18 protein-coding genes are annotated in these 20,437 nt (G+C 63.5%); 5 read left to right on the top strand and 13 right to left on the bottom strand.

The annotated features are described in order from the left end of the window. Positions 1-204 precede the first annotated feature (204 nt). Positions 205-588: a rhodanese-like domain-containing protein gene (locus tag ACWRN3_RS11990; RefSeq protein ID WP_255175345.1), complete on the top strand. Its 384-nt coding sequence runs from the start codon at positions 205-207 to the stop codon at positions 586-588. A gap of 103 nt (positions 589-691) precedes the next feature. Here the strand turns inward: ACWRN3_RS11990 and ACWRN3_RS11985 are convergent, their stop codons facing one another. Continuing rightward, on the bottom strand, positions 692-1,708 hold the full coding sequence (locus ACWRN3_RS11985; protein WP_255175344.1) for an LLM class flavin-dependent oxidoreductase: 1,017 nt from the start codon (positions 1,706-1,708) through the stop codon (positions 692-694). Continuing rightward, a complete protein-coding gene (locus ACWRN3_RS11980; protein ID WP_476740754.1) occupies positions 1,705-3,270 on the bottom strand; it encodes an MFS transporter in 1,566 nt (521 codons plus the stop codon). The genes ACWRN3_RS11985 and ACWRN3_RS11980 overlap by 4 nt, the downstream gene beginning before the upstream one ends. 236 nt (positions 3,271-3,506) lie before the next feature. Here ACWRN3_RS11980 and ACWRN3_RS11975 point away from each other — a divergent pair, with 236 nt between their 5' ends. Continuing rightward, positions 3,507-4,928, top strand: a complete 1,422-nt coding sequence (locus ACWRN3_RS11975; protein WP_476740753.1) for a PLP-dependent cysteine synthase family protein — start codon at positions 3,507-3,509, stop codon at positions 4,926-4,928. Here the strand turns inward: ACWRN3_RS11975 and ACWRN3_RS11970 are convergent. From ACWRN3_RS11970 to ACWRN3_RS11945, 6 genes are all read right to left on the bottom strand, one after another. Further along, positions 4,895-5,332, bottom strand: a complete 438-nt coding sequence (locus ACWRN3_RS11970) for a hypothetical protein (RefSeq protein WP_476740752.1) — start codon at positions 5,330-5,332, stop codon at positions 4,895-4,897. The two genes, ACWRN3_RS11975 and ACWRN3_RS11970, sit on opposite strands and share 34 nt — an antisense overlap. Positions 5,333-5,337: 5 nt before the next feature. After that, complete coding sequence (locus ACWRN3_RS11965; RefSeq protein WP_255175340.1) at positions 5,338-5,625, bottom strand: hypothetical protein; 288 nt, start codon at positions 5,623-5,625, stop codon at positions 5,338-5,340. Beyond that, the gene (locus ACWRN3_RS11960) at positions 5,622-6,140 is read right to left on the bottom strand and encodes a flavin reductase family protein (protein ID WP_255175339.1); all 519 of its coding nucleotides are present in this window, start codon (positions 6,138-6,140) and stop codon (positions 5,622-5,624) included. The genes ACWRN3_RS11965 and ACWRN3_RS11960 overlap by 4 nt, the downstream gene beginning before the upstream one ends. A gap of 130 nt (positions 6,141-6,270) precedes the next feature. Continuing rightward, positions 6,271-7,443 carry an LLM class flavin-dependent oxidoreductase gene (locus tag ACWRN3_RS11955; RefSeq protein WP_255175338.1) on the bottom strand — a complete coding sequence of 391 codons (1,173 nt, stop codon included), beginning with the start codon at positions 7,441-7,443 and terminating at the stop codon, positions 6,271-6,273. Positions 7,444-7,471: 28 nt separating this feature from the next. Further along, on the bottom strand, positions 7,472-8,134 hold the full coding sequence (locus ACWRN3_RS11950) for a methionine ABC transporter permease (protein WP_324645000.1): 663 nt from the start codon (positions 8,132-8,134) through the stop codon (positions 7,472-7,474). Further along, entirely contained in the window at positions 8,131-9,222 is a 1,092-nt protein-coding gene (locus ACWRN3_RS11945) for a methionine ABC transporter ATP-binding protein (protein ID WP_324644999.1), read from the bottom strand. The genes ACWRN3_RS11950 and ACWRN3_RS11945 overlap by 4 nt, the downstream gene beginning before the upstream one ends. A gap of 248 nt (positions 9,223-9,470) precedes the next feature. Here ACWRN3_RS11945 and ACWRN3_RS11940 point away from each other — a divergent pair, with 248 nt between their 5' ends. The 3 genes from ACWRN3_RS11940 (at position 9,471) to ACWRN3_RS11930 (ending at position 12,395) form a co-directional block, all read left to right on the top strand. After that, entirely contained in the window at positions 9,471-10,355 is an 885-nt protein-coding gene (locus tag ACWRN3_RS11940; RefSeq protein WP_324644997.1) for a MetQ/NlpA family ABC transporter substrate-binding protein, read from the top strand. A 73-nt stretch (positions 10,356-10,428) separates the two neighbouring features. Next, positions 10,429-11,790: an LLM class flavin-dependent oxidoreductase gene (locus tag ACWRN3_RS11935; RefSeq protein WP_324644995.1), complete on the top strand. Its 1,362-nt coding sequence runs from the start codon at positions 10,429-10,431 to the stop codon at positions 11,788-11,790. Between the two features lie 26 nt (positions 11,791-11,816). Continuing rightward, positions 11,817-12,395 carry a GNAT family N-acetyltransferase gene (locus ACWRN3_RS11930; RefSeq protein WP_324644993.1) on the top strand — a complete coding sequence of 193 codons (579 nt, stop codon included), beginning with the start codon at positions 11,817-11,819 and terminating at the stop codon, positions 12,393-12,395. 1,744 nt (positions 12,396-14,139) lie between these two features. On the opposite strand, the gene ACWRN3_RS11925 is transcribed toward ACWRN3_RS11930, so the two are convergent. The 5 genes from ACWRN3_RS11925 to ACWRN3_RS11905 all read right to left on the bottom strand — a co-directional run bounded on the left by ACWRN3_RS11925 (position 14,140) and on the right by ACWRN3_RS11905 (position 19,367). After that, positions 14,140-15,483: an LLM class flavin-dependent oxidoreductase gene (locus ACWRN3_RS11925; protein ID WP_324644992.1), complete on the bottom strand. Its 1,344-nt coding sequence runs from the start codon at positions 15,481-15,483 to the stop codon at positions 14,140-14,142. Next, entirely contained in the window at positions 15,480-16,430 is a 951-nt protein-coding gene (locus ACWRN3_RS11920) for a TauD/TfdA dioxygenase family protein (protein ID WP_324644991.1), read from the bottom strand. Before ACWRN3_RS11920 ends, ACWRN3_RS11925 begins: the two co-directional genes overlap by 4 nt. Before the next feature lie 89 nt (positions 16,431-16,519). Further along, positions 16,520-17,428 (bottom strand): ABC transporter permease, encoded by a 909-nt coding sequence (locus ACWRN3_RS11915; protein ID WP_255175331.1) that lies wholly within the window; start codon positions 17,426-17,428, stop codon positions 16,520-16,522. Then, entirely contained in the window at positions 17,428-18,330 is a 903-nt protein-coding gene (locus tag ACWRN3_RS11910; protein WP_476740751.1) for an ABC transporter ATP-binding protein, read from the bottom strand. Before ACWRN3_RS11910 ends, ACWRN3_RS11915 begins: the two co-directional genes overlap by 1 nt. After that, positions 18,327-19,367 (bottom strand): ABC transporter substrate-binding protein, encoded by a 1,041-nt coding sequence (locus tag ACWRN3_RS11905; protein WP_476740750.1) that lies wholly within the window; start codon positions 19,365-19,367, stop codon positions 18,327-18,329. Before ACWRN3_RS11905 ends, ACWRN3_RS11910 begins: the two co-directional genes overlap by 4 nt. Between the last annotated feature and the right edge of the window lie 1,070 nt (positions 19,368-20,437).

The raw sequence follows: 20,437 nt of genomic DNA, 5'->3' as shown, positions 1-20,437 counted from the left end.
GCACAAGCCGGTCCTTCGCATTCTGCCTCATGGCCTGCGACGGAATCCAGGGGGCATGCGAAAGGCTCCATAAGCCGAGGAACCGCATCACCAGCATCACCCACAGCCGGGCGCACCACCGCCGCCCAGAACTTCTGGCCGCGGAATGGGGCCTTGCCTGACGCTGCCAGACCACCACAACACACCCGATAGAAGGAGCACACGATGAGCGAGCAAAACATCCCCGACAACCAGTTGGTCAGCGCGCAGCAGGCCGCCCGCCTGATTGAGGAAGGCGTTCTGCTGATCGATGTCCGCAGTAACGCCGGCCGAGCCAGCACCGGAAGCGTGCCCGGCGCTGTCGTGGTGGACCGCGCGAACGTGGCAAAGGACTTCGGCCCGGAATCGGCCTCCCGGCTTCCCCAGATCACCGGGCCGGACCAGAAGATCGTAGTCTTCTGCGGCTCAGTGAACGGGTCCGGTCCCGTGGCGCACAAGCTCAAGCTGCTGGGCTACTCCCAGGCCGTGCACGTTGACGGCGGCTTCACTGCACTGCGCGATGCCGGCGTGGCCACGACCGGCCCGGCGGAGTTACCGGTCACTGCTTAGCGGCCCCGGGCCCGAAGGTCCGGACCAGAGCAAAAGCCCCGGCGGCCGCCGTCGTGATTCCATCGTTGCAGGGATTCCGACGGCGGCGGGCGGGGCTTTGTCGTTAGACCGCTGCGAGGTGCCGCGGCTGCCAACCCAGGGCGGGAGCCACGAGGGTGGCGAAGTCGCTAATGATTTGCCGGTAGTCCCCGATGGAAAACTCGTACGGCAGGTTGATCTGAAGCTCGGACGCGGAGGCCGTGACCGGATCGGCCAGCAGGGCCTCTGCGATGTTCTCCGAACTGCCCACCAGGTCGGGGGCGAACAGCGTTTGCCGTTCCCCCTGCGGTGCGAGCGTCCGCTGGTGCCGGCTGGCGGCGTAGGCCCCGTACCTGTCCCGCGTCTCGGCGTCAGCGCCGTCGACCGGAAGGATCACCCTGCCCACCACCACCCGCGGCTCGTGAGTGCCGCGGAAATCGCGCAAATAACGCGCCAGGTTGGCGGCCTGCGCGTCCGCGAAGACACTGCTGGCTTCACCGGAAACAATGTTCCCCACCACGAGGTTGACTCCGCTGGCGGCCGCCCAGTCCGTTGACCGGGCGGATCCGGCCCCGTACCAGATACGGTCGCGCAGGCCCTCGCTGTAGGGCTGCAGCCGCGGCCGCTGGGTATTGCCCGGCGAGTGGATCACCGTGTTCTCGTCACCGAGGAACCGGCCCTCCAGGTTCTCCAGGAAACGCTCGATCCTTCGGTGCGAGAAATCGAAGGTGCGCCAGTCGCCGTCGAACACCTTGGCCGCCAGGAGTTCTGCATGTGGAGGGACTCCCGCGCTCAGCCCTATTTGGAGCCGGCCTCCGGAAAGCACGTCGGCCGTCGATATATCCTCTGCCAGGCGGAACGGGCTTTCGTAGCCGATGGGGATGACTCCCGTGCCCAGTTCGATCCTGGACGTCCGCTGCGATGCTGCCGCGAGGAAGACGGTGGCGGAGGAGATGCCGTGCTCGAGGTGGCGCTGGCGTACCCAGGCCCCGTCGTAGCCAAGCTCTTCGGCGAGTTCGAACAGCTGCAGCGTTTCCTCAAGGCCTCTGCCGGGTGCGTGGTCAAGGTAATTGCCGGGGGTCAGGAAGCTGATCGATTTCATTGGATCTCCTTGGTGCGGTTACTGGATGGCAAGTTGGAAACTATTGGGGCGCTCCTTTTAGCGGCGGCCACCCGCAGCCAGTCGACGGCTCCGGCCAGGATGGCGGCGGCGGTGAGTGCCATACACAGGATGATGCCGTCACGAAAGGCAGCCCTGAAACCAGTGTCCGGCAGGGCGTTGAGGAACAACCCCGCGATCGCTGCAGAGCACAGCGCCGCGGAGAAACGCTGGCTGAGCTGGTAAAAGCCCGCGGCCACCCCGGCAGCACCGGTGGGGGCGTGACCCAAGGTGAGCGCCTGGTTCGGTGCTACCACCAGTCCGGTGGTCACTCCCTGTACCAGTCCAACTGCGGCAACCACCACGGCGGCCGCGGCGTCGTCCAGCCCCTGCACTGCGAGGTCTTTGGCGATAAGCGTGGCCAGTGACGCCGCCAGCGCGAGCACCACGCCTGCCCGGCCGAACCGGCCCAGAAAACGCCAGCTAAGGCTGGACGCCAGCAGCATGCCCGCGGCCTGCGGAGCGAGGATTGCGGCGGCGGCCAACGGAGCCAGTCCTGTCCCGGACAGGAAGTAGAAGGCGGTCAATGCTGCCATGGCGGCGCCGACGCCGAACTGGCACAGTGCCACCACCGTGCCCAGCAGATAGCCTTTTGACCGCACCAGTTCAGGGCTGAGCAGGGGCGTGCGCCCGCGGCGGTGGTACAGGAATTCCCAAGCGGCGAAGCAAAGAATGCTGGCCGGCCCTGCCGCCAGCCAGAGGGCCGATGCCCCCTGGGTCCCGTAAACGGTGGGGACGAGGAAGGTTGTGACGACGGCGCCGAGCAGAAGCGCCCCCAGGGCGTCAACGGAAGTACGACGGCGGGTAGTCTCCACTGGTTGGGATTCGGCGGCTTTGCCTTTCGGCAGGAGTTTGATGGCGAGCGGGACCAGGACGAGAACCAGCGGCACATTGGCGAGGAAGAGGAGGCGCCATCCGGTGTTTGGTCCGGCAGCGGACAGGATGACCCCGCCAATCAGAGGACCGCAGACGGCCGCGGATCCGCCGGCGGCCGCGTAGTAGCCCAGGGCCTTTGCCCGCTCCGCCCCCGTGAAGCGGTCCTGCAGGAGTCCGAGCACCTGGGGGTTGAGGCAGCCGGCACCCAGGCCCTGCAGGAGCCGGGCGACGATGACCAGCCAGGGGGCGGATGTCAGGCCGCCCACCAGGCTGAAGACGCCGAATACAAGAATCCCTGTGACGAACAGCGCCCGGCGCCCCAGGAGGTCCCCCAACCGGCCTGACGGGACCAGTGCGATGCCGAAGGCCAAAGAGTAACTGGCCAGGATCCATTGCACCTCCGCAGCGCCGGCCTCCAGGTCTGACGCCATGGCGGGTACGGCCAGGATGAATACTGACTGGTCCAGGAGTGTGATGAATCCCGCGGACAGGCAGAGCCACAGCACAGCGCGGGCCTTGCCGGTATCGACATCGCCCCGAAGTTCCCTGTCTGCGGGGGCTGTAGCCGAGGCACCCAGGCCGGCGTCTTCGGACTCCGGCGGCCTTCCTCCGGATGTTGTCGCCGCCATGCTCGTCCGTGTTGCCGTCCCCATATCGGGACTCTAAAGCGGCTTTCCGATTTGAAGCATATTGTGCGACCGCCGGTTAACCGCCATTACTGTCCGTGACGACGGCCAATTCAGCCCCGGCCGAATGTGTCCTAGACCGCGTGAAAGTGGGACACCCCCGGACACAAACCGACACCGCGCGACATGCCAATGACACGGCTTTGTGGCCGGAAGTTTCCCGGCCCTACCGTATGCCCATGACAGTTCGTGAGTCCGTGCTGGACGCAATCGGGTATACCCCCCTCGTGCGGCTGCGCCGCCTCGGTGAAGGGCTGCGGCCGACGATTTACGCCAAGCTTGAGTTCCAGAACATCGGCGGCAGCGTCAAGGACCGGGCTGCACTCTCCATGATCCGCGCCGCGGAACAGGAGGGCCTGCTGTCCCCTGGCGGCACGGTGGTGGAAGGTACCAGCGGGAACACTGGAATCGGGTTGGCCCTGGTGGCCGCGCACCTCGGATACCGGTCGGTGGTGTTCGCCCCTGCCGCCACCGCCACGGAGAAAATCCGACTGCTGCGCGCGTACGGTGCCGAGGTTCACCTGGTGGGCGATTATGTGCCCCGCAGCCATCCGGGCCACCTGGCCAACCGTGCGGCGGCTTTTGCGGCTGGAACACCGGGCGCGTGGCTCGCACGGCAGTACGACAACCCTGCCAATCCGGCTGCGCACGAGGCATCTACGGGCCCTGAAATCTGGCGTGACACCGCTGGCGGCATCACGCACTTCGTGGCCAGCGTCGGCACCGGAGGGACCATCTCCGGGACAGCGAAATTCCTCAAGAAGGCCAGCAGCGGCGCAGTACAGGTCGTTGCAGCTGACCCGGACCACTCCGTTTACGGCGGCGGAGACGGCGGCGCCAAGTATGTCGAAGGCGCGGGCCACGCCCTGCATCCGGAGTCATTGGAGGACGTTTGGCCCGAGGCGTTCGACACCGCACTGGTGGACCGATACATCCGGATTACCGACCGGGACTCCATCCTCACCGCGCGCCGCGCTGCCCGTGAGGAAGGCCTGCTGATCGGCGGGACCTCCGGCACGGCCCTGGCCGCCGCGCTGCGCCTGGCAGAGGAGCTTGATGAGAGCCACACCGTGGTGGTGATTATTCCGGATTCGGGCCGCAACTACCTTTCAACCTACTTCGACGACGAATGGCTCACTTCCGCCGGGTTCAGCGATCCGGCTGAACCAGCCCTGTCTGTGGGCTCGCTGCTGCCCGGACCGGCGGCGGGGGTTCCCATTTTGCCGGCGGGCCTGACCGTGGGCGAAGCAATCCAGGAGCTGGTCCGGCGCGGTGCAGATTGCAGCTTGCCTGCATTCCTGGCGCTGGATCGGGGCACCTCGTTCGGTGCCGTTCATCCACGTGAAGTGTCGGCTGCAGTGACCTTGCGTTCCCTGGCTGCTGCCGTGGAAAGCAATCCCCGGGCGGCATTATCTCCGGCCGCACAGCAGGGTGAGCCCTTCGCATCCGTGGGCATCGGAACCGCCGTGGCGGACCTCGCACAGCACCCAGGTCAGCTGCTTGCTGTCCTCGTGGATGGCAGGATTGCCGCGACCGCCCGGCAGCCGTTTGCTGGCCCTGACCGGTCTCAGGAGCCTGCTGCCTCCAGGGGAAGTATCTGACCTTCCCGGACCTTCTCGCTCAGGGCATAGTGGAAAACCCGGCCGTTGGGGGTCTCCAGGGCGCCGCGGGGTTCAACGGTGAACCCGTCGTCCCCGGCCACAGCGTGGGCCCAGGCATCTGCTTCCTCCCAGAACACCTGCCCGGCCCGGCTGTCGGGGTGCACGTGCATGGCAACTGAAATCACGAACGAAGCGTGCTCGAATGCGGCCTCGTGTGCGAAGCAGACGACGTCGATGCTGACGCCATTGGTCAGGCAGGACGGCTTGCGGGCCATGGCCGTGGCAGCGCCCTCCAAGCAGCCTTCACGGATCTCCTGCCATGCGAGCGAGTACATCTGCCGGCGGAACAAGGAAAGCTCTTCACGACAGGTGACCTGGATTCTGCGGGTAAGCATGTCGATCATGCTCCTCACGCTTCGGCTGCGCTCAGATGTACGCCCTCACGGTTGCCGTGCATCTGCCGGCCCGTACCGTCCAGGCTGACAACCCATACGATGGTGGAGTCAGGAGTCTTGGCATCAACCCGGCCCCGGTAAGCCGGTCCCGCGGCAGGGATAACCTCGACAGCTGACCCGACGTCGATGAGGGTCCAGTCCTGTGCAGAATAGGGCTGGAAGTCGCCGGTGGAATCGCCAGGGGCGCCGTCCCGGGCCGGGCGTCGGACGCGCCGGCGCGAGCCGGACTTGACCGGTGTCATGCGACGCCCTCCAGGTCCCTGATGCGCCGTTCAACTCCTTGGTGATAGTTGCCCTTGAAGAAGAGCAGTGGTTCCGTGTCTTGCCGGGCCTCCAGGGCGCGGACAGCGCCCACCACAATGGTGTGGTCACCGCCGTCGTATTCCTCATGCAGTTCGCAGTCCACCCACGCGAGTGACTTGTCCAGCACCGGATTGCCCAGCGGTGAAGCGGAGTATGTAACTCCTGCGAACTTGTCGGTCCCGGACCGGGCGAATTGGGCTGCCAGGTGCTGGTGGCCGGCGGGGAGGATGTTGACGGTGAAACGGCCGGCCTCGCGCAACTGGGGCCACGTGCTGGAGCTGCGGGCCGGACTGAACGTTACCAGGGCCGGGTCAAGGGAGAGGGAAGAGAAGGACTGGCAGGTAAATCCGGCAGGACCGTTCTCCGTGGCGGCGGTGATGATCGTCAGGCCGGAGGCGAAGTGGCCCAGGACGTGGCGCAGGCGCTGCGGACTGATGTCAAAATGTTCCGTCATGTTCGTTCCTTTCGTGGTCGGTGTCTCCAACCAACCACCCGTAAGCGTGCTGTTCAATCAGCGGTGAAATGCGCTGACGCCCTGGGCAACAAGCGTTCATATCCCGAAGCGCGGGGTAATGAACCCAGTACTAACCGGTTGCCCTGGCAGAAGTGGTCACTTGCGCCCGTGCTGCACTTTGGCGCTGCAACTGCGCAGCCTTCGTCGTGTGGGCTTCCCGATGGGCGACCTCTGCTTTGAGCTGCGGGATGACGTTTCGTCCGAACTCAATGGCGTCCGGGACGAAGTCGTATCCGCGAAGACCGAAGATTTCGAAGCCGAGGGCGTGGTAGTCGAGCAGGGCCGCGGTGACGGTGTCGTAGCTTCCCACCAGCGCAGTGGCGCTTCCCCCGCCGCCGGCCCCCGCCTTTGCCAGTGCTGTCCAGAGCGCCCGGTCGTGGTGGTCTGCCCTTTCCGCTGCGGCCAGCAGGCGCTGGGTCCCGGCGGCTTCCGGCTTGCCCGCATAATGCCGCACCCGGTCAATTACTTCCCCGTTCACCCGGCGGGCTTCCAGTTTCGCCAATATGGAGCGGGCCTTTTCCCACGCCAACTCATCGGTGGAGGCAACGATGGGGCGGAAGGCGATCTGCCAGCGGAGGGGTTGCGTACGTCCGGCAGCGGCGGCCCGTTGCAGGACTTGTTCCTGCTGCCCGGCAGCATCTGCAAGGGGTTCACCGAAGAGGGCGTAAATGTCCGCCTCTTCAGCGCCCACGCACCATGCGGCCGGAGAGGACCCGCCGAAGGAAATGCCGGGCCGCCGGCCCTCGTAGGGTCGCACGTCGCTGGTGAATCCCTCGAAGCGGTAAAACTCTCCCTCCCAGTCGAACGGTTCGGGGCTTTCCCACGCCCGGCGAACGATCCGGATGTATTCCTGGGTACGGCGGTAGCGGTCGTCCTTGGCCAGGTAATCACCTTCCCTGGCTTGGTCTGCCTGGCTGCCCCCGGTTATGAAGTGGACTGTCAGGCGTCCGGCCGCAACGTGGTCCAGCGTCAGGAACGAGCGTGCGGCAAGGGTGGGGTGGGATACGTTCGGCCGATGGGCAAGGCGTAACTTGATGTGTTCGGTGTTGGCCGCTACCCAGGAAGCATGGACAACAGGGTCCTGGGTGGCGGAGTTATAGGCGAAGAGGACGTGGTCCCAATTGTTCTCTTCATGGACTTTTGCGATGTGGACCGCGTAGGCGGGATCGAATTGGGCGGTGGATGGCGGCGTGGTTTCAGTGGCGTCGTTTCCGGCGCCCATGCCGAGGAATTCAATAGGCACTGTCTGCTCCTGTGGTGGTGGTCCGGGATCAGCGGCGCAGGATGCGCTGGGCCAGCCAGTTGCCGGCCAGCTGGGCGGCCTGGACCATGGCGATGATGATCACCACGGTGACGAGTGTGACTTCCCAGTTGAACTGCTGGTAGCCGTACATGATGGCGAAGTTGCCCAACCCGCCGCCGCCGATGTAGCCGGCCATGGCCGACATGTCCACGATCGCAATGATCATGAAGGTATAGCCAAGGATCAGCGGTGCCAGGGACTCGGGAATTACCACCGACCAGAGAATGTGCAACCGGCTGTCTCCCATTGCCCGGGCCGCTTCGACGACGCCGGGGTCTGAGGCGACCAGATTCTGCTCCACAACACGTCCGATGACTACTCCTGCCATCAGCGCCATGGGCAGGATCGCGGCAGTGGTGCCAATGGTGGTACCCATGATGATCAGCGTCACTGGGGCAATAGCCGTGATGAAGATGATGAACGGGATGGGCCGGACGATGTTGACGATGAAGTTCAGGACAGTGAAGACAGCCTTGTTGGCGAACAGGTTACCCGGCCGGGTGGCGTACAGCGTCACGCCGAGGGCCAGCCCGGCTGCACCGCTGAGGACAACCGTCACCGCAACCATATAAATGGTCTGCTGAAAAGATTCGCCCAGAACGGGCAAAAGCGTGGTCCAGTTGGTGGTCATGGTTTTTCTCCAACGGTGGCCAGGTGCGGGACGGCACCTTCGGCGGGTTGCGCCGTCGGCATTTGACGTTCGACGGCGGTGACGTCGCCCAGTTCGGCAAGCGCCGCGTTAACCGAAGCGTCGCTGCCAGTGAGCTCATAGGTGAGCGTGCCCAGGATGCGGTTCTGGATTTCGGTGACGCCACCGTAGACGACACTGGAGCCGACGCCGTGGCGCTCGAACGTTGCAGCCACCAACGGAGTGGGTGCAGCTTCGGAGATGCCAATCGAGACTAATCGTCCCGGATGGGCGGCGGAGAGGCGCTGGACCGTCTCGGGTTCCGGGGTTCCGTGCACTGCGGTGGAGACGAACCGCTGGGTGGAACTGCTTTGCGGGTTGGCGAAAACGGAATAGGTGGGACCGGACTCGACAACACGGCCGGACTCCATCATCACTACTGTGTCGCAGATCTCCCGTACCACGTGCATTTCATGGGTGATGACGACAACCGTGGTACCCAGTTCCTTATTGATCCTGCGGAGCAGGCGAAGGACATCGCGGGTTGTTTCCGGGTCAAGGGCACTCGTGGCTTCATCAGCCAACAGGATGTCAGGTGCAGTGGCCAGGGCACGCGCGATGCCCACCCGTTGCTGCTGGCCGCCGGACAGGCGCCGTGGGTAGGTTCCCGCCTTGTCAGCAATGCCCACAAACTCGAGCAGTTCCTCCACGCGGGGACCGATTCTCGCTTTGGGCCAGCCAGCCACTTTGAGCGGGTAGGCGACGTTTCCAAAAACAGTGCGTGATTTCAGCAGGTTGAACTGCTGGAAGATCATGCCGACGCCGCCGCGGACCTTCCGTAGGTCATTTTCGGAGAGGGAACTGATGTCCTGGCCTTTGACATGGACGTGGCCTTTGCTCGGACGTTCCAGACCGTTCAGGAGCCGTACCAGGGTTGACTTGCCGGCACCGGAGTAGCCGACGACGCCCACTACCGTTCCCTTCTCTATCTCCAGCGTGACGTTGTCGACTGCACTGACGGGCTCGGCCCGCTTGTTCCCCGGGACGGGGAACACCTTGCTGACGCCGCGCAGTGAAACGATCGCATCCACCGGCGCCTCCTTTTCCTTGGGAGCGACCTGCAGGGGTCGCTTTGGGTTTGGTTTGAGTGCTTATTCCAACAGTGCAGGCCGGCTCTCTCCAGCCCGGTTAAGGCCTGTGACCTGCGGTTTCCTTTGAAGAAGATCCAAGACGGCGTGTTTCGTTCGCGTTGGTTTGCCGCCCATGACAATGCCTAGCGTGAGCCCCGGGAATAGCCCGCACCTTCAATTCGCATCAACCATTTGCACGGAGTCGCATCATGAAGAACCGCCTGTTAGTTGCCGCTGTCGGCCTTGTAGCCGCCCTGTCCCTCTCGGCATGCGGAGGTGCAGCAGGAGGGACTTCCGCCCCCGGAAACACCAAGGTGGTTATCGGCGTGGACGACGGCGCGGAGGAGCACTGGACCATCCTGAAGAACAAACTGAAGGACCAGGGTATTGACCTGGAGGTCAAGAACTTCACCGACGGTGCACAGATCAACACCGCCACCCAGCAAGGCCAGGTGGATATTAATCTGTTCCAGCACCTCAAGTACTTGTCGCAGTTCAACGTGAACAGCAACGGCACCTTGGTCCCAGTGGGTGCCACTGCGGTCTATCCGCTGGCGCTGTACTCAGAAAAGTACAAGTCGGTCAGCGAACTCCCCGCCGACGCCCAGATTGCCATCCCGAACAACCCGACAAACCAGGCGCGTGCGCTGCTGAACCTCCAGACGGCAGGACTGCTGCAGCTCAAAGACGGCGGCAATTCACTGTCCACGCCTGCGGAAATCACCTCGAGCAAGATCAAAGTGGTTCCCGTGGACAGTAATCAAACCGTCAACGCACTCAAGGGCACCACGCAGGCCGCCGTCGTCAATAACACGCAGGCCCAGAAAGGCGGGCTGGGCGATGACCGGATTATCTTCAAGGAAGACCTGAACTCCGAAGCCCTGGCCCCCTACATCAACGGGTTCGTGGTGAAGGCGGACCGCAAGGATGATCCCCTGTGGAAGAAAATTGTCGACGCCTACCACACCCCCGAAGTTGAAGCCTCCGTCACCAAGCTCAACGACGGAAACCTGCAGTTCAAGGCCGACTGGACCGCTGCAAAGCTGCAGGAAGTCCTGGCCGCCGAAGAAGCAGCCATCAAGAAGACCAAGTAATCGTCTGAGGGGCGGCCCGCTGCGCCACACAGTGGACCGCCCCTCAGCCATTGTCAGGACCCGGGAAAGCAGCATGAACCAGCACCTCGCAAATGAACGCCAGCAGATCCACTTCTTCGCCTACCTCGTAGGGACGGGCATCCACCTGGCTTCGTGGCGTCACGAAACGGCGTGGCCGCAGGCCAGCATCGATTTTGCCCATCAGGTACAACTGGCCAAAACAGCCGAGGATGCGAAGTTCGATGCAATCTTTCTGGGTGACTCCCTGGCCATCGACGAGACTTCCAACCCGGGCATCCTCAACCGCTTCGATCCTGTCGGCCTGGTCACGGCCCTCGGTGCGGTGACGGACAGGATTGGCCTGATCGCTACCTCCTCAACGTCCTACGACCAGCCCTATAACTTTGCCCGCGCGGCCCTCACCGCAGACCACATCAGCGGCGGCAGGGTTGGCTGGAACATTGTCACCACGAGGGACCTGACCAACAGCACGGCGGGAAACTTCGGCGCGGACCAACACTTCGAACACAGTCTGCGCTACCAGCGCGCCGAGGAATTCGTGGAAGTCACGCAGGGCCTGTGGAGCTCCTGGGACGAGGACGCGTTCGTCCATGACCAGGCAAGCGGGCAATTCTTCGACCGCCGCAAGCTCAACCGCCTCCACCACGAGGGCGAATTTTTCAAAGTGGCCGGCCCACTCAATATCGGCCCGTCCCCGCAGCACTCCCCGCTCTTGGCGCAGGCCGGTACGTCCGGCCCCGGCCAGCGCCTGGGGGCCCGTTTCGCCAACGCCTTGTTCGCCAGCCACCCGGATATCCCGCAGGCACGCCGTTATCGGGAGTCGGTCCGGGCCCAGGCAGCGGCATTCGGCCGGAACCCCGACGAGCTATACGTCTACGAGGCCATCTCACCAGTCGTCGCGGACAGCCGCAAGGAAGCGCTGGAACGCATCCGCGAACTGGACAACCTCATCACAGACCGGCAAGTGCTGGACTTCCTGCAGGAGTACTTCGCGGGGCACATCGACTTCACGGGCTTGGGCCCGGACACCACCGTTGAACAGTCCGGCATTCCCGGCATCGCCAACCCGCGCACGGACTTCCGTTCCGCCGGCGAACAGATCCGGGGACGGGAACACGAGGTGAGCCTCAAGGATCTTTACTCCATCCTCACCGGAGACAAGAGGAACTACGACTTCATCGGCAGCCCGGAACACGTCGCTGATTCCCTGGAGCGTTGGCATGCCGAAGGAGCCGCCGACGGCTTCAACCTGATGTTTTCCCTCCTCCCCCAAGACCTGGAAGGCTTCGCCAGCAGGGTCATCCCGATCCTCCAGGAACGCGGCCTGGCCCGTACCGAATACACCGGCACCACCCTGAAATCGCACCTTGGCCTGGCTACCCGGCCGGAACCCGCCGCGGACCGCGCCAGCTGACCGCCGTCGTCGTCGAAAGGACAAAGATGACCACCCAAGCAACCGCCGCAACCGGGACCTATGTGATCCGTGAGGCCCGCAACGAAGAGCACGACGCCGTGGGGCGGCTCACGTACGAAGGCTTCGGCCATCACCTGCCCGGCGCCCATCAGCCTGACGGCGAGCGCCTGCAGTTGCTGCTTGACGCGGCAGCCCGTGCGCGTGAAGGTGTCCTGCTGGTTGCCGAAGACACGGAGACAGGTCGACTGGTGGGTACTGCAAGCCTGTTGCCGTTTGGATCGCATCTAAGCCGGCAGGCGGAGGAAGGCGAAGCCGAGCTCAGGTTGCTCGCCGTGCTGCCCGAAACCCGCCGGACCGGGCTCGGGCAGCGACTTATGGACGAGGCTGCTCGACTCGCCACTACCCAGGGTGCCAAGCGCCTGGTCCTGGACACCGCCGTGGACAATGAACCGTCCCAGAGCCTGTACCGACGGCTCGGCTACATCAGGCGGCCTGAGCGTGAGAAACCACGCCCCGCACCGAAGGTCCAACTCGTGGTTTACACACTTGACCTGACCGGGGACCACCTCGAAGCAACCAACACCAACCCATCCGCCAACCGATAGGCGCCACTGAGACTTTTTAGTCGCTGCCAGGACCAGCAGGCCCCATCTTCCTGAGGTTTCGGGCAAACGCTGTCGGGAGAGGTAAGAGGACCCGCACGTCATGGAGCCCGGGCCACGCCTTCCAAACGCCGAGATCGTTACAGATGGAGACCAGGAACTCTCTCCGCTCCTGGTCACGGTCAGCTGAAGGATAAAGTTTCCAGCTCAGTTCGTACAGTTCGGCCAGCTGACTAATGTGAGCACGCATTCCGGGATGGTCCCAAGCCTCCTGGACCTTTCTGTACATTGACGAGCTGGCAAGATCCCACCACTCCCTCACCGACGCATCGGTCCAAGCCGGGGAGTCAGGGGGCCATCCCCGTGCCAAGGAAAAGTATTGGATCAACGTCCATGCCGCAGACTGTTGAATCTGGGACAGCTCTCCGCGCTGCTGTCTCGCGGCCACAATCACATGCTGCGTGAACTTATGCATGGATACTCCTGGCGGGCTCGCCGCGTGAACTCGCTGACGTAATCTGCAACTATGGATAGCGTGTCCGTGCAGTAGCTGCAACTATGGATGACGTCCCGTGACGTTCACAAGGAAACAGGGAGATCAGTGTGCGCGGATCCTGCCGGTTCGCCCTGTTGCCGCTCCGGTCAACCAACCATGCGTCCAGCGCTGCCGGTTCCTCTCTTCCAGCTGCTTTGAGAAGGTTGCGGGTCATGGCGGGCTTTCATACCCCAGGGCTGAGGTCGCTAAAGCCCTGGAGTGCGGCCGACGGCGCTCCGGCAAAGATTGTTGAGGTAGTCAGCCAAAGTGACAATCCGCGAACTGCCGTCGCAAATCAATAGCTTGCCCTGTCGTGCCATTGGCCATGGCCATGGCCTGATCGTATGGTTCTTCTGAAACCCTTGTTGCAAGAATGAACTGCTCGTAACGGTAGGCAAGGCTTGTGCAACTGGCGGGCACGAGACTTTGCTCGCCACGCATTACGTGGACGGGATGGTTTCGGACAAGGCGCCCGCACGTGTCTAGGACCACTTCGGCGATGGCAATTCCGGACGCGGGAGAACCAAGGCTCACCTGCGGACGAAGGGCGCCCAAGATACACGCACTTGGCCATTGCCTTCCTTGGGGATCTCACCGGCGCCGCGGGGAATCCAGAGGTCCGGAGTAATGCCACCGCGGTGCAGACAAGTTCGGCGAGGCTTGGTTCAACGCGCTCCCTTAAACGGCTGCCCCACAGCGGGGGGTTCTCCCGGCCGTTTGCGGTGTCGATTGGTTCCTGCAGTGACGCACGCGCCAAAAAGCCTGCAATATCGTTCATGCCGTTTCCCCTGTTCCGGGACCCCTCTGCTAGAGCCCCTCGCGTCACCATGCTAGGGGTTGGGTAGCCTCCCCAGCAGGCGCTCGGCTGCGGTGGATTGCTAGAGTTCTCCGTGGCTGGTGCACCTGCGTGGTTTACTGTGCACCCTGGAATTGCAACCATGGACGAGTTCCGCACGGCGTGGAGGGCATCTTGGAGGGCATCTCCTTTCACAGCTGTGACCGCTTCTGCTGTAAGGCCGCTGCCTTGCTTCTGACATGAAACTCCACAGCGGACCGCGCCTCCGGAAACTTAACTCGCATTGTCGAGTCCAGCGTCCGGAGGTGCAGGTCGTCAGTGTCTCCCCTTCCATTTCTTCGGCCTCTCGGGCTGTCAGGAAGGATCTAGCGAGAGGGGTGCTGTTTGGGAAGCGAAGGGTTGTTCTCTTCCTGCTTCTAAACCAGTAGCGGCAGTTTGGTGGACGTACTGGCGGGTTTGGCTAGTCCAAAGTGCTCCCGGAGGGTTCGTCCCGTGTACTCGCGCCGGAAGAGCCCGCGATCCTGCAGGATGGGTACAACTTGGTCCACGAAGATGTCCAGTCCGGAGGGCAGCACGGGCGGCATGATGTTGAACCCGTCCGCGGCGTCGGCCTCGAACCATTCCTGGATCGCGTCAGCCACCTGCTCTGGGGTGCCGGCGAAGGTCCTGTGCCCCCGGCCGCCGCCGAGCCGTCCAATGAGCTGCCGTACCGTGAGGTGTTCGCGACGGGCGAGGTTCACGATCAGGGTATACCGGCTTTTGGCGCCTTCGATCTGGTCTTCGGAGGGCAGCTCGGCCGGCAATTGTTCGTCGAGCTTCAGGGATTCTGCCGGAACGCGCAGTACCCCGGCGAGCTGGCCACGGGCGTATTCGGGCAGGATGAGGTCGTCAAGTTCCTGCTCGAGCCGCCGCGCTTCCTGTTCCGTTGACGCGATGACGGGGACTATACCTGGCAGGATCTTGATCCCTTCCGGATCCCGGCCGACGGCTGCTGTGCGCTGCTTCAGATCTGAATAGAAGGCCTGCGCGTCGCCCAGGGTCTGGTGGGCGGTGAAGACCGCTTCGGCGTAGCGGGCGGCGAAGTCTTTGCCGTTCTCCGAAGAGCCTGCCTGCACGATCACAGGGTGTCCCTGGGCGGACCTTGGAACATCCAGGGCGCCCTCGACCTGGAAGTGCGGCCCGTCGTGGTTGGCCTGGTGCACGCGGGTGTTGTCCGCCCAGACGCCTGCAGCCTTGTCGGCCACGATGGCGTCATCCTCCCAGCTGTTCCAGAGCTTTTTGGCGACGTCGAGGAACTCCGCCGCCCGTTCGTAGCGTTCCGCATGGGCTGGCTGACCGGCCAGGGAGAAGTTCTTCGCCGCTGCGTCCCCGGCGGTGGTGACGACGTTCCATCCCGCCCTGCCGCCGCTGATCTGGTCTACCGAGGCGAAGCGGCGGGCGAGGTTGTAGGGCTCGTTGTAGGTGGTTGATGCGGTGGCAATCAGCCCGATCCGTTCTGTGACGGCTGCAATCGCCGCCAGCAGGACGGTGGGTTCGAGACTTCCGTAGGGCCGCTGGGTGACGTCACCGTGCAGGACCGGGGAATCCGCGAAGAAGATGGAGTCCAGTTTCCCGCGTTCGGCTGTCTGCGCCAGCTTCTGGAAATGGGCCACGTCAGTCCCTGCCCGGGTGTCGCTTTCCGGTAGCCGCCATGATGCCTCATGGTGGCCGGTGCTCATCAGGAAGGCGTTGAGGTGCAACTGCCTCTGCCCGGTCGTCATCGCCGCGCCCCGGCGAACGCGGACTCGTCGAGGACGACGGTTTCGGAGTAGGAGGACGAGTCACCCTTGATCGCGGTGCTGTGGCGGCCGTCCACTCCGACCGGGATGTCACCGGCGACGGTGACCCGGTTCAGTTTGCGAGGCTGTCCGTCGTAGTTGTCGGGGGCGTAGTGCTGGGTGATGCGGTTGTCGAAGAGGACCAGCTGGTTCGGTTCCCAGTTCACCCGGACCACATTTTCAGGGCGGGTGATGTATGCCTGGAGGAGCCGGAGAATGTCCTTGGATTCAGTGTTGGACAGCCCGACGATCCGCAGCCGCTGGGCGAACCCGCCGATGAACAGGCCCCGCTCCCCCGTCAGCGGGTGGACCCGGACCACGGGGTGGGCGGTTTCGAAGTGGATGCGGGTGAATTCCTTGCGTCGTTCCTCGGCGTTGGCGTGTTCGAGGTTCTTGGGTACGGAGTAGTCGTAGTCGTTGGTGTGAATGGCCCAGAGCGTGTCCGCGAAGTTGCGCAGCTCTTCCGGAAGGTCCTGATAGGCGCCGGCGGAGGACGCGATGAGGGTTTCCCCGCCGTAGGCCGGCAGGGTGATGCTGCGCAGGGTGGAGGCCTGGGGCGGGTTGACCACGAACGTGACGTCGGTGTGCCAGTTGTTGGCGCTGCCGTTTTCGCTGTCTACCGGCAGTACCGACGGTTTGCCGTCGACGGACGCGACGGTGGGGTGGGCGTTGGTGAGTGGGCCGAAACGGCTGGCGAAACGGACCTGGGCCTCGTCGTCGAGCACGTTTGCTTCCCGGAAGACGAGGGCTTTGTGTTCGTTCAACGCTTCGCGGATCTGGGCGGTGGTGCCCTCGCTGAGTTCCGCGCTGAGGTCCAGCCCGCGGATTTCGGCGCCGATGCGGGAGCCTAGCTTGGTGAATTCGAGCTTGGTTTCAGTGATGACGGACATGATGGTTTCCTTTGCAGTTCGATTTGTGCAGCTCAGTGCGTTACGGTGCAGTTCTTTTGCGGTGGAGGGCGATGGTGCTTGCGGTTTTGCTAGCCGTTCCCTGAGCCGACGGCGGTGCGCCAGCGGGAAAAGTGGCGTTCGACGCCGACCAACAGGTAGTTCACGGCCAGACCCAGCAGCGACACGGTCAGGATGCCGGCGTACATGTCCGGGATGAGGAAGCTGCTTTGAGAGTTGACGATGAGGTAGCCCAGGCCGGCCTTGGCCCCGACCATTTCGGCGGCGATGAGGACAAGGATGGATGAGGTCCCTGCCATGCGGATGCCGGTGAAAATGGTCGGTACCGCTGACGGAAGGATGACTTTCTGAAACAGCGTGAAGTTCGACAGCCCCAGAGAGCGGGCCGCCCTGATCAACAAGGGGTCCACGGTCCGGACCCCGGCGATCGTGTTCAGGAGCACCGGAAAGAAAGCGGCGTACGCCACGATGCTGATCTTCGAGGTTTCACCGATCCCGAGCAGCAGCGTAAACACGGGAAGCAGGGCCAGCGCGGCGGTATTCCGGAAGACCTCCAGCAGGGGGTTCAGAAACCGGTCAAGAGCTCCGTACCAGGCAACGAGCAGTCCCAGTACGACGGCGGAAACCACGGCGATGCCGAATCCGGACGCGGAGCGGGTGAGGCTGGCGCCGAGGTGGTTTTGCAGTTGGCCTTTGGCGATCAGTGCGCCAAGGGCGGAGAGGACTTCGTGCAAGGGCGGCAGGAACACCCGGGTGGAGTCGGGGGCGAGATAGAGGGGCCCGAGTTCCCATAAAAGCAGGAACAGCAGGACCGCGCCGGCCCTCCAGAGGGCACGGCCGCCGTTCACTGCACCGCGTTTGACCAGGGAAAGACCCGTTGCAGGGACAGCGTGTCTGCGCGGTGCCGCGTCACCGGCCTGGGGAGTTGTTGAGGCCTGGGTGGTGGAGTGTGCGTCTGAGGTCAGAGTTGGTGCGCTCATCAGGCTGCCTTTCCACTGATAGGTTGCGGGGCTTCATCGGGTGCGGTGCCATCGGGGAGAATCTTGGCGTGGCCGGCCTGCTGGGCCTTGAGGACTTCGTCGTGAAGGAGCGCCCAGACTTTGTGCCGGTGCTCGACGAAGACCGCGTCGGATCGGACGTCTCGGTCGCCGGTCCGGTCGCCGAGGTTGATGGGGACGATTTCCTTGAGCCGGCCCGGGCGTGAGCTGAGCACGGCGACGCGCTGGCCCAGGTAGACCGCCTCATCGATGCCGTGGGTGATGAAGATGATGGTCTTGCCGGTGGTCCGCCAGATCCGCAGCAGCTCTTCCTGCAACTGTTCGCGGGTCTGGGCGTCCAGGGCAGCGAAAGGCTCGTCCATCAGCAGGACATCCGGCTCATAGGCGAGGCTTCTGGCGATTGCCACGCGCTGCTTCATTCCTCCGGATAGTTCGTGGGGGTAGCGGTCTTCGAAGCCGGCAAGGCCCACAAGGTCGAGGTAGGTTCGGGCTTTCTTTGCGCGTTCCCTGCGGCTGAGGCGTTTGCCGTCCTGTCCCGGGCCTTCCAGCCCGAAGGAGACGTTGGCTGCTGCCGTGCGCCAGGGAAACAGTGCGTATTGCTGGAAGACGACAGCCCGGTCCTTGCCCGGCCCCGTGACCTTTTTGCCATCCAGCAGGACCTTTCCAGTATCCGGCCGGGTAAGCCCGGCCAGGAGGTCCAGGAGAGTGGTCTTCCCGGACCCGCTGGGACCCACCAAGGTGAGGAACTCACCGGCGGCGACGTCGAGGGTGATCCCGTCCAGGGCCGTCAGTGTGGAACCGAGCGGGGCGTCCTTGGTGGGCCTGACGGTGAAGGACTTTCCGACGTTCTGCAGGCTGATCTTGGGTGCGGCGGTCTGTGTCATGATGAGGCCTTCAGCAATCCGTTGTATTCGTTGGTGTAGTACTTGGACGGTGTGATGTCCCCGGTGACGATGCCGGTGTCCTTCAGCCAGTCTGACCAGCGGCTGAAGTCCTGATCGGTGATAGCTCCCTTGGCCGGCACTCCGACGCTCTTCCAGTACTTCAACGTCGCGGTGCTTTCATTACGCTGGCGCTTTTCGATGATGCTGGTAAAGCGGGCGATGACATCCTCGCGGGGTGTGGTGCGTTCCCATTCGATGGCCTTGGCCACGCCGGTGGTGAAGATCTTCGCGGTCTCGGGGTTCTGCTGGATGAAGTCTTTCCGCAGGACGTACTGGCCGCCGGCGAACGTTCCAAACAGTTCGAAGTCGCTGAAGAGGGAACGGAGGCCGCCCTTGGCGACGGCGTTGTCCTGGAGCACGCCTCCCAGGACTCCGACGTCGACCTGGCCGCGGCGGATTGCTTCCTCGGTGTCGTTTGGCGGAACGACCACGAGCTGGACCTGTTTGATCTCTTCCTGGCTGAGGCCGTTCCTTTTCAGGTAGCTGTTCAAGACTGCATCGGAGTGCGCGCCCAGGGTGTTGACGCCCACCTTTTTGCCGATCAGATCGCGCGGGGACCGGATCGGGCTGTCGTCCTTGACGTAGAAGCCATTGAACGTCTTCTCGTCCTCCCCGTAGTAGTTAATAACCGCCGTGACCGGGGCACCTGCCTCAATGAGCTTGACCACCGCACCAGAGAACGCACCGCCAAAGTCGGTGGCACCCGTGGCAGCCGATTGAATGCTGGCCGGCCCGCTGATGGTGTTTCCCACCCAGTTCAGCTTCACGTTCCCCAGGTAGCCGAGGTCCTCGGCGAGCTCGGGAAGGCTGACGCTGTTGGCCGAGCCCTCATAACGCAATTCCGTGACCTCGGGCGCTCCGGAACCGCCCTGCGCGGTCGCCGGACCCCCACAGCCGGACACCACCAAGGAGACGGACATGGCCGCGGCCAGGCCAAGGACGGAGAAGGTTCTTCGGGATATCTGCGGGTTTCTCATAGACGGACTTTCTGAGCTTCGGGGATGGGTTGGGGGCCTGGCGCTTAGCCCGGCTGGCTTGTGTCCACCATGAGAGCAGAGAAGAAACCGCCGCAGAAGAGCGACGTTCATCCGGGGAAACCGGGAGTAACCGGCAGATCACACGGCGTCGCGCGGAGCAAACCCGACGCACAAGGACATGCTGCGGAAAGTAGCGAAATTCAAGGCAAGCCAGCGAAACCGCGCGACATCTACCCACCGGTACACCGTTGCGCGGCGTCATCATTGGTCCCTCGATAAGCCCGGGTACAAGCCGACGACCCACATTTTCAAGTGAATTATGAAGAGGACACCGGGGAAGGCGAGTTTGATGATGCTTTGGGCGGGACTGCCAACACCAATGGCAGGAAGAAAGTTTCTTTAAAAGTCGAGACGTTGTTACAAACATCTCGCACGGAATCATCATCATCAGCGGGCGCTGGGCGGGCGCGTGTGGTCCCCCATCCGCGGTCATCCAACCGCATCCACGACTCGAATGTGAAACCTGTCAGGATCCGGACCACGATGAGCCAAACGGTGGCTCGAAGCATTCCCCGCCTCCGAACTCGGCCCCGACTGGATGAAGGCGATGCTCGTCCCCTTGCCCGCATCAACTTCGCAGTCATTGGCGGCACGTCACTGGGTAACGCTGAGTAGCTGCTCTCACTGCCGAGGGCCTGCTGGGGCCTCAACCTTTGCATCGTCCAAAAGTTCCCCACGAGTAGCCAGCTACGTAGAATCGCGTGCTTCGACTCGTGACAGCTACTAAGAATTCCTGTGTCGGCAGCTTGTCGTGAAGGAACAGCGCTGGGGATTCTTACTGCAGATTGACCTACACCCCAACCTGACGTCCGGCGGTCTGACAACGGAGAATACGGCCCATGGATGCAGTTTTGGACAGCCGCCACACGCCTAGACTGACCCAGGGGGACTTCAACGTCCCCCTGCCCCAACGAAGCACCGCAAGGTGCGGTTTCTTGGGCGATCTTTCCCTCAGTTGACGGGTGCCTCCACCCCGGTTTCCGCCGTGGGGATGTCAGGGTGTGATCTGC

The organism is Pseudarthrobacter sp. rb (genome assembly GCF_056389225.1).
The sequence above is the reverse complement of the archived record's forward strand: the minus strand, read 5'-3'. Positions and strand labels throughout refer to the sequence as shown.

Excerpts from the sequence above, each read along its gene's own strand:
- ACWRN3_RS11990 (WP_255175345.1), top strand. The coding sequence starts at position 205 with ATGAGCGAGCAAAACATCCCCGACAACCAGTTGGTCAGCGCGCAGCAG.
- ACWRN3_RS11905 (WP_476740750.1), bottom strand. The coding sequence starts at position 19,367 with ATGAGAAACCCGCAGATATCCCGAAGAACCTTCTCCGTCCTTGGCCTG.
- ACWRN3_RS11970 (WP_476740752.1), bottom strand. The coding sequence starts at position 5,332 with ATGATCGACATGCTTACCCGCAGAATCCAGGTCACCTGTCGTGAAGAG.
- ACWRN3_RS11915 (WP_255175331.1), bottom strand. The coding sequence starts at position 17,428 with ATGAGCGCACCAACTCTGACCTCAGACGCACACTCCACCACCCAGGCC.
- ACWRN3_RS11920 (WP_324644991.1), bottom strand. The coding sequence starts at position 16,430 with ATGTCCGTCATCACTGAAACCAAGCTCGAATTCACCAAGCTAGGCTCC.
- ACWRN3_RS11930 (WP_324644993.1), top strand. The coding sequence starts at position 11,817 with ATGACCACCCAAGCAACCGCCGCAACCGGGACCTATGTGATCCGTGAG.
- ACWRN3_RS11950 (WP_324645000.1), bottom strand. The coding sequence starts at position 8,134 with ATGACCACCAACTGGACCACGCTTTTGCCCGTTCTGGGCGAATCTTTT.
- ACWRN3_RS11935 (WP_324644995.1), top strand. The coding sequence starts at position 10,429 with ATGAACCAGCACCTCGCAAATGAACGCCAGCAGATCCACTTCTTCGCC.
- ACWRN3_RS11940 (WP_324644997.1), top strand. The coding sequence starts at position 9,471 with ATGAAGAACCGCCTGTTAGTTGCCGCTGTCGGCCTTGTAGCCGCCCTG.
- ACWRN3_RS11975 (WP_476740753.1), top strand. The coding sequence starts at position 3,507 with ATGACAGTTCGTGAGTCCGTGCTGGACGCAATCGGGTATACCCCCCTC.
- ACWRN3_RS11925 (WP_324644992.1), bottom strand. The coding sequence starts at position 15,483 with ATGACGACCGGGCAGAGGCAGTTGCACCTCAACGCCTTCCTGATGAGC.
- ACWRN3_RS11965 (WP_255175340.1), bottom strand. The coding sequence starts at position 5,625 with ATGACACCGGTCAAGTCCGGCTCGCGCCGGCGCGTCCGACGCCCGGCC.
- ACWRN3_RS11960 (WP_255175339.1), bottom strand. The coding sequence starts at position 6,140 with ATGACGGAACATTTTGACATCAGTCCGCAGCGCCTGCGCCACGTCCTG.
- ACWRN3_RS11985 (WP_255175344.1), bottom strand. The coding sequence starts at position 1,708 with ATGAAATCGATCAGCTTCCTGACCCCCGGCAATTACCTTGACCACGCA.
- ACWRN3_RS11910 (WP_476740751.1), bottom strand. The coding sequence starts at position 18,330 with ATGACACAGACCGCCGCACCCAAGATCAGCCTGCAGAACGTCGGAAAG.
- ACWRN3_RS11980 (WP_476740754.1), bottom strand. The coding sequence starts at position 3,270 with ATGGCGGCGACAACATCCGGAGGAAGGCCGCCGGAGTCCGAAGACGCC.